This window comes from Psychrobacter sp. (assembly GCF_035469765.1).
In the GTDB taxonomy this organism is placed as follows: Bacteria; Pseudomonadota; Gammaproteobacteria; order Pseudomonadales; family Moraxellaceae; genus Psychrobacter.
Genome location: NZ_DATIRM010000187.1, coordinates 1 through 7,253, shown reverse-complemented (window position 1 = coordinate 7,253; position 7,253 = coordinate 1). Strand labels below are relative to the sequence as shown.

Sequence of the window (7,253 nt, the reverse complement as noted above, 5' to 3'; positions counted from 1 at the left end):
AAAATCTTCGCAAGCAACTTATTATTGCTGCATTGTTGACCTATTTTATACTCAATTTAACCGCTATTCTAGAGATTAAAAACAATAGTTTGACTAGGCTGATAAAACAAATGATTACTAAGATTTTGTAACAATTGTATTATTCGCTCTACAAACAGGTTCTATTTATTGTAAAGTCGCATCTTATAATAAAGCTGAGCAACACAAATAATAAAGTGTTTACTATATGGGATAGCTACTTTCTGATAGTCTGAGCACTGTCAGTAATAGTGCTTTTTTCATTCAAATAGGCGTTAGGTTAAGATGTATAAAGCGCTAACCTAGCACTGATCACTAACAATAGGTATTAAGGATAATAATATGGCAGTTTTTTTGACAGACGAGTGGTTTGAGCAAGTAGAGAAAATGGGACAAGAAGCCGCCGAGCTAAACTGACCACCTGCAGTGTCTAATATGCTTGTGATTCTTAACGTCTCTGATACTGAAAAAGATATCGAAGCAAACTTTGCTGATGGTTTGTTACACCGTGGCCTGAGCAATGATGCGACAACTACTTTATTATTGGATCGCAGCATCCTGCAATCTATCATCACTGATTTCAACACCAATGAAATCATGGGTGCCTTTATGGGTGGTAAAATTCGTGTCGAAGGCGATATGTCACAATTGATGGCAGTACAAACTGCTCGCCCAAGTGCTGAGCAAAAAGAATTGTATACTCGTATTAAATCCATGACTACAATGGCTTAAGGTTGTTAGCTCCTTAATCGTATTCATATCAACAAAAAGCCCCTAATTTATATTAGGGGCTTTTTGTTTTCAGATAAGGGACTAACGCTATTTAGCTGGCTTTTGATTGTGCTGCTTGCTGATTTTCTTTATAAATAGCCGCTTGTAGCCAGACGTTTGCTTGTACATAGTCATGTACCTGAATAGCAGCTGTCTCAGCGGTTTTAAGCGCACCAATACGTATCACAAATGGGTCAGCATCTTGCTCACGCAATACTACAACATCAAACAAGATAATCGTATTACCATTAAATAATGTTTCCTGCTTGCCAAGTACCTGACCTTGACACCAAGCTTCATCTTCTTGTCCTAACGTATCACCGAATAAATACGCACACATATGACCCAGATTAATTTCTACCGGCGCCATTTGCTCTTTTGTTTCTGGTTGCCATTTTTTGATTTGTTCTTGTAAGTCATCAGGCATTTTTCCGTCGTTTGCCGCAACGATATCGTTAAAGGCACGGTGATAGCGTATCGCTTCTTGGTCTTCTACCTTGATGACTTCATTTTTTTCACTGAGCTTAATCTCATGTGCCCATGCGCTAAAATTGACAAAATAAGCCGTATCGCGTTGATATAGATGACGATTAGCCGTATATAGCTGATCAAAAGCGTAAATGATGCTGCCGTCAGTGGTACGCAAGCGTAATACCGCGTCATGTGAGTTATCATTGACAATCATACGCTCAATTTTACAGCTCAACCCATAAGGGCTATCGACACAAGGGTAAGCGTTTATAAAGCATTCAGGCTTGCCATCCTTCATCGCCAGCACTTGATTGATATGGCATGGCTGGTCTTCAGATAGCAATAAACAGCTGTCTTTGGCGCTGACATTGCTATTGAGCCCTTTTGGCATGGCTGCTTGTTCAATCATCTTTTGTAACCATTCCGGTACATCATGACTCATGTCATCGGTCAGAATACTCCAGTGATCAGCGTGACCAGCTGATTGCTCAGCCGTTAAAGTGATTTTGGTAGGAGATTGGATATTTTTATATTGATAATTAATAGTCATGAAGATACTCAAACTTAAGTCAGCCATGAGGTTTGGGTCTGAAACTGGGATTGCTGAGCAACAAGCACCATTTTAAAACATGGCTTTGTGATAGTCAGCAATATCGTCAGTAAAGAAGCAACAAACAACAATGAGGGGTTAATGACAATTGTCCTTAGCATACAATATATAGGTATAGACACAGAGAATAGCAAGTCTGTTATAAAAAATAATCATAAAACCCCAATTTTTATTATAAAATCTGGGCAGTTTGCGCGAATGACTGGCACCTATCAGCCAAATTGTGTCAAACTAGCTCCCTTTTGACAGCCACATTTGGCTTGTCTTACACCCTATTTTTTTGTTCGATTGATATGTTTATGTGGCAATTGCAAAAGTGTGACGCAGTTGCTGCTATTTGTTTTGTAACCTACATAAAGTCGCACGTAGATAAGATAAAGAGTTTGAATATGTTTCGTCCTTTAGCATTATTTATCGGCTTACGTTACACCCGAGCAGAGCGTAGTAATGGTTTTATCTCCTTTATCTCGCTGATATCGATGATTGGTCTAACGCTTGGTGTGGCGGTATTGATTACGGTTCTATCGGTCATGAATGGCTTTGATCGTGAGCTAAAAACTCGTATTTTGGGTATGGTGCCGCAAGCGACTGTCACATCAACCGAGATTATCGGTGATTGGAAACAAGTCGCGGAAAAGATTAAAGAAGATCCAGAAGTGGTTGCGGTCGCGCCTTTTATCCAGTTGCAAGGCATGTTGACCTCAAATGGTCAGGTAGCCGGCATCATGGTCACAGGCGTTGACCCTGAATATGAGAAAAATGTCTCTATCATCAATGAACACATGATAGAGGGTGATATTGATACGCTAAAAAATGGCGAATTCGGTATTGTGCTTGGTGAAGGCATGGTGCAATCGTTAGGGCTACAAGTGGGTGACAAGGTCACTTTGGTGCTGCCAGAAGCGTCGCCATCGCCTGCAGGTGTGATACCGCGCTTTAAGCGTTTTACCTTGACCGGTGTATTTGCTATCAGTCCGGAAGTTGACAGTCTCATGGCATTTATTCCAATGGGCGACGCAGCAAAGCTATTACGTTTACCAGAGGGCGCGCAGGGTATCCGTATGAAGCTTCATGATATCTTTAATGCACCGATGGCAGCGCAAAAAGCGTCAGCGATAGCGCCAGAGCAGTTATATCCTAGCGACTGGACCCAGACGCATGGCAATCTGTTTGGTGCTATTCAAATGGAAAAAGCCATGGTTGGCTTGCTGCTGTTCTTAATTATCCTCGTGGCAGCCTTTAATATTGTCTCAAGTTTGGTCATGCTAGTGACGGACAAAAAAGCAGATATCGCTATCTTAAAAACCTTTGGCGCGTCGCCGCGTTTGATTACTCAGATCTTTATGGTACAAGGTGTGGTCATCGGTTTTATCGGTACCATTGCAGGTACGATATTGGGCGTAATATTTGCACTGACAGTCAGTGATATTTTGGGCTTTATCAATAATAGCTTTGGGCTAAATTTATTTGATGCTTATTTTGTGAACTATCTGCCATCACAGCTACGTTTAGCAGATGTGGTGTTGATTACTAGTGCGTCATTTATACTGAGCTTTTTGGCAACCATTTATCCTGCACGCCGAGCGGCTAAAATTCAGCCTGCGCAAACGTTGCGTTACGAGTAATCTACAGGCGTTAATGCCGTTATAAATAAAATAAAGGATGCATTATGTCTGCTATCTTAAAAGCGACCAATATCAATAAAATATACGACGAAGGCGCTGTCAGCACCCAAGTATTGACGGGTTTGGATTTGACGGTCAATGCTGGTGAACGTATCGCGATCGTTGGCACCAGTGGCTCAGGAAAAAGCACCTTGTTACATCTACTTGGTGGGCTTGATACGCCAACCAGCGGTGAGGTTTGGCTGCACGGTCAGTTGTTAAATAGTATGAATGAGACCGAACGTGGTGCGATGCGAAATAAACATTTGGGGTTTATTTATCAGTTTCACCACCTGTTGGCTGAATTTACTGCCGTTGAAAACGTTGCGATGCCGCTACTGATGCGCCCAGAAGTATCGACGGTTGAAGCGCGTCAACAAGCTATTGATATTTTAAACAGTGTTGGTCTTGAGCATCGTTTGGCGCATAGGCCGGGTGAGTTGTCAGGCGGTGAGCGTCAGCGTGTGGCGATTGCGCGTGCTTTGGTCACCAAGCCGTCGCTTATCTTGGCAGATGAGCCTACGGGTAACTTGGATTATGACAATGCCCAAAGCGTATTTGGATTGTTGTCAGAGCTACAAAGCACCATGCAAACGGCACTATTAATGGTCACTCATGATCGAAATTTGGCGGCGCTTGCTGATCGTCAGCTGTTATTACGTAATGGTCATTGGGAAAATTATTAAAATATAAGACAATAAAGGCGGCAAGATAGCCGCCGGATTGTTAAATGTCAAATAAGGATGAATTTAATGAATAAAAATGACGACCCGATTGTCGCTTTTGGCAGTATTGAAGAAGGCGATGAGCCATTAAAGTCTTATATGGATACCGCGTTATTTGATACGTTTGATAAACAGGCACAAATAAATCTGCTCTCGCCTGTATTCGACCATATCACTTTAGCGGGTGTCGATTTTGATTTAAAGGCTCAGGATAGCGCGACGGGCAAGCGTTATGTATTGCTGAAAAATGAAGAAGTGGTAGAGGTTTTTGTGATGGATAATAAGCTGACTGACAATGTCTTAAACGCTATCGAAAACAATAAAGATGACGAGTAACAAGGTCAGTAGGATTTAAAGTTCGGGCGGCTCATCTGAGTAGCTACTCTGCCGTTTTTGCCAACTGGTTACCGTCTTATAGCGCCAAATGGTTTTAAACGCTAAGCCGCATACAATGCTCGTAATAATGGCTAAAATAGTCAAACCCAAACAGAATGCCGTCAAAGAGACCGTACCTTTAAAAGTAATAAAGGGGTTGGCACCATCGGATATAATCCATAAACTAAGATCAGATATCATTCTGCCAATCGTGCGCAGGCTAATCATCGGCAGATCAAGAATTTTGGCACCGATATAGTAACCAGCATAAAATACCGGTAGAGTAGTGAGCGGATTGGTAATCCATGTAAAACCAAGTGCCATCGGAACATTGGCACGAAAAATTAGCGCGCCAATCAATGCTAATAACATCTGACCCGGCAATGGGAAAAAGGCGCTTAGCACCCCGATATAAACGGCTTTATTTAAGCTATGGCGATTAAAATGCCACAAGCGCGGGTCAGCAAGTTGCGGCGCAAACAGCTTTAATGTGCGACTTTCTAACACTTTCTCGGAAGTGGGCAGTAGGTCTTTTAGACGTTTTTTTGGCACAGAATCGCCTTTATGCATTGTCTACAGCTCGCTCAATCATATTGATGGGCTAGTATGCAGTCATGTTATTAATGAAATTATAAATAAGAATACTATTAGAAAAACGCGAAAAGAACATTAGGTAATCACCATTCTAGTTTTTCTAGTCAGTATAGGGTAATATCCGGATAAATGCCATGGCTTGATATGGCCGTCTTCAATGTTGAAGCACCCATATTAAAGCACCAATACAAGTACGAAAAAAGGTGCCGCGCACTCTTCATTGTCTTTTATATATGGTTTAACACCCTAAGCAAGGAGCGCCGGTGTATTGGGTCATAGGTAGCTTTATCATCATTGCTATGATGGGCGTTTTGGCAGTTGCCGATAGTATGCCGATGCCAATATATTCGCTATTGTTGAATAGTACCAATACGCCTATTCTCATCTTTATACTTGTGCTTATTACTCTTGTTTTTATGGTAATAAGCCAGTTGCATATACCGTCAGCTAATACTATTAATCCTGCTAAAAAATTATCGCATCAGCATACATTTGCTGTTCGTATTATCTATTTTATATCAGTCATGCTATTGGCAATCACACTGGTTGTTGGCAGTGGTATACAAGCGCTGGTAAGTTATCAACAAGCAGAAGCCACGAAAATTACTGAACCTATTCGTGTGCAAGCGCTGGTTCATATCGAAGGTATCAGTGATAGTGTCTATGATGCTACGAACGATACGGGTTATCGACAAGTAGCGACTATCAGTCAAATATCGCCCTTGGTCTCTGAGCTGACCATGCAAGACTTAGATAAAGTCGCAGCAGAGTATGGAGCAGGGGTAAATAATAGCCTAAGTAATAGTGATATAGAGTATCGAGATTTACACTTCCAGTCTTTAAACCAAGATAACTCAAATAAAAACAACCTAAGTGAAAATAGATCAGATAAAAATAGTATTCAAGCGAGTGAATACCGCGTACTCCTCAATGCTTATCCAAAAAAGCCCGCTAAACAGCTTGCTAAATCATCCTCTGAAAAGAGCACGAAGAGAAAATCCAAAAAAGCCGCTAAGCAAAACCAAATAACCGATTTAAATCATCTGCAGCCGGGCGATACACTGTTTATGACCGTGACCCTTGCGCCGCTAGCTACTTCGGAGCAAGTACTGAACAATCCATCAGGGTTTGACAGTTATCGCTGGTTACGCGGTCGGCATATCGATGGCGTTGCCAATATACTTGCTACCAGTAGCTCGGTGTTGCCATTTAGTCACCAAGCGCCACAAGCACTCTTTACTGATTCATACTTAACACGTATACGTACTGCAATCGACCAAGGACGTTGGCGACTACGCCAGCATTTCTATCAAGATTGGGCGGCAAATACAGCTGTAGAGCAACAAGCAAAAGCGGTCACGTTAAGTTTGCTGACCGGTGATCGCAGCTTGGTCAGTCGTGAGACCAAGGATTTATATCAGCTGGCGGGTATCTCACATTTATTGGCGATATCAGGGACGCATGTTTTATTCTTAGCGATTGTGCTAGCTGGCATGGTGGTATCATTACTCAATCGATTTTATCCAACATTATATCGTCATATACCGCGCTGGCATGTGCGTTGGTGGGTGATGGTTTGTGCCGCTTTTATTTATGCATTATTTACAGGGTTTGATGTACCTGCTGCTCGTACCGCATGGATGTTACTGGCAATCGGTCTGACAAGGCTAACTTTATTGCCCGTCAGTACCATGCGCGTATTATTTGCCTTAGCAGTGTTGATGGCATGGCATGACCCCTATGTACTATGGCAAGCTGGGTATTGGTTGTCATTTATTGCCGTGGCGTTATTGCTTAAATATGAAGATGGCTCAGAAAAGCAGCCATTAGCATCAAACAAATCCCTCACTTCTTACCATAAATTATTAGAACGTCTGTGGCACAACTTTACGCGCTTATTCAAATTACAGTGTTGGCTGTTTTTCGCGCTACTACCTGTGACTTTATTGCTATTTGGCAAAGTATCTCTGTGGGGATTATTTATTAATATATTCGCCATTGGTTTATTTGGCTGGATTATTGTAC

At 41.8% G+C, this 7,253-nt stretch carries 7 protein-coding genes; 5 read left to right on the top strand and 2 right to left on the bottom strand.

Annotation, left to right across the window (positions count from 1 at the left end; all coding sequences use genetic code 11):
• Window positions 1–444 precede the first annotated feature (444 nt).
• Entirely contained in the window at window positions 445–750 is a 306-nt protein-coding gene (locus tag VLN09_RS05400) for an SCP-2 sterol transfer family protein (RefSeq protein ID WP_325244410.1), read from the top strand.
• Window positions 751–841: 91 nt separating this feature from the next.
• Here VLN09_RS05400 and VLN09_RS05395 read toward each other — a convergent pair whose 3' ends face one another.
• Window positions 842–1,810 carry a hypothetical protein gene (locus tag VLN09_RS05395; RefSeq protein WP_325244408.1) on the bottom strand — a complete coding sequence of 323 codons (969 nt, stop codon included), beginning with the start codon at window positions 1,808–1,810 and terminating at the stop codon, window positions 842–844.
• A 449-nt stretch (window positions 1,811–2,259) separates the two neighbouring features.
• Between VLN09_RS05395 and VLN09_RS05390 the strand changes: the two genes are divergently transcribed.
• From VLN09_RS05390 to VLN09_RS05380, 3 genes are all read left to right on the top strand, one after another.
• The gene (locus VLN09_RS05390; protein WP_325244406.1) at window positions 2,260–3,495 is read left to right on the top strand and encodes a lipoprotein-releasing ABC transporter permease subunit; all 1,236 of its coding nucleotides are present in this window, start codon (window positions 2,260–2,262) and stop codon (window positions 3,493–3,495) included.
• 44 nt (window positions 3,496–3,539) lie between these two features.
• A complete protein-coding gene (lolD, locus tag VLN09_RS05385; RefSeq protein ID WP_325244403.1) occupies window positions 3,540–4,220 on the top strand; it encodes a lipoprotein-releasing ABC transporter ATP-binding protein LolD in 681 nt (226 codons plus the stop codon).
• A 66-nt stretch (window positions 4,221–4,286) separates the two neighbouring features.
• On the top strand, window positions 4,287–4,595 hold the full coding sequence (locus tag VLN09_RS05380) for a hypothetical protein (RefSeq protein ID WP_325244401.1): 309 nt from the start codon (window positions 4,287–4,289) through the stop codon (window positions 4,593–4,595).
• A gap of 15 nt (window positions 4,596–4,610) precedes the next feature.
• Here the strand turns inward: VLN09_RS05380 and VLN09_RS05375 are convergent, their stop codons facing one another.
• Window positions 4,611–5,186, bottom strand: a complete 576-nt coding sequence (locus VLN09_RS05375; RefSeq protein WP_325244399.1) for a DUF2062 domain-containing protein — start codon at window positions 5,184–5,186, stop codon at window positions 4,611–4,613.
• Between the two features lie 305 nt (window positions 5,187–5,491).
• Between VLN09_RS05375 and VLN09_RS05370 the strand changes: the two genes are divergently transcribed.
• A partial coding sequence (locus VLN09_RS05370) for a ComEC/Rec2 family competence protein (RefSeq protein WP_325244397.1) occupies window positions 5,492–7,253 on the top strand: 1,762 nt, incomplete at its 3' end.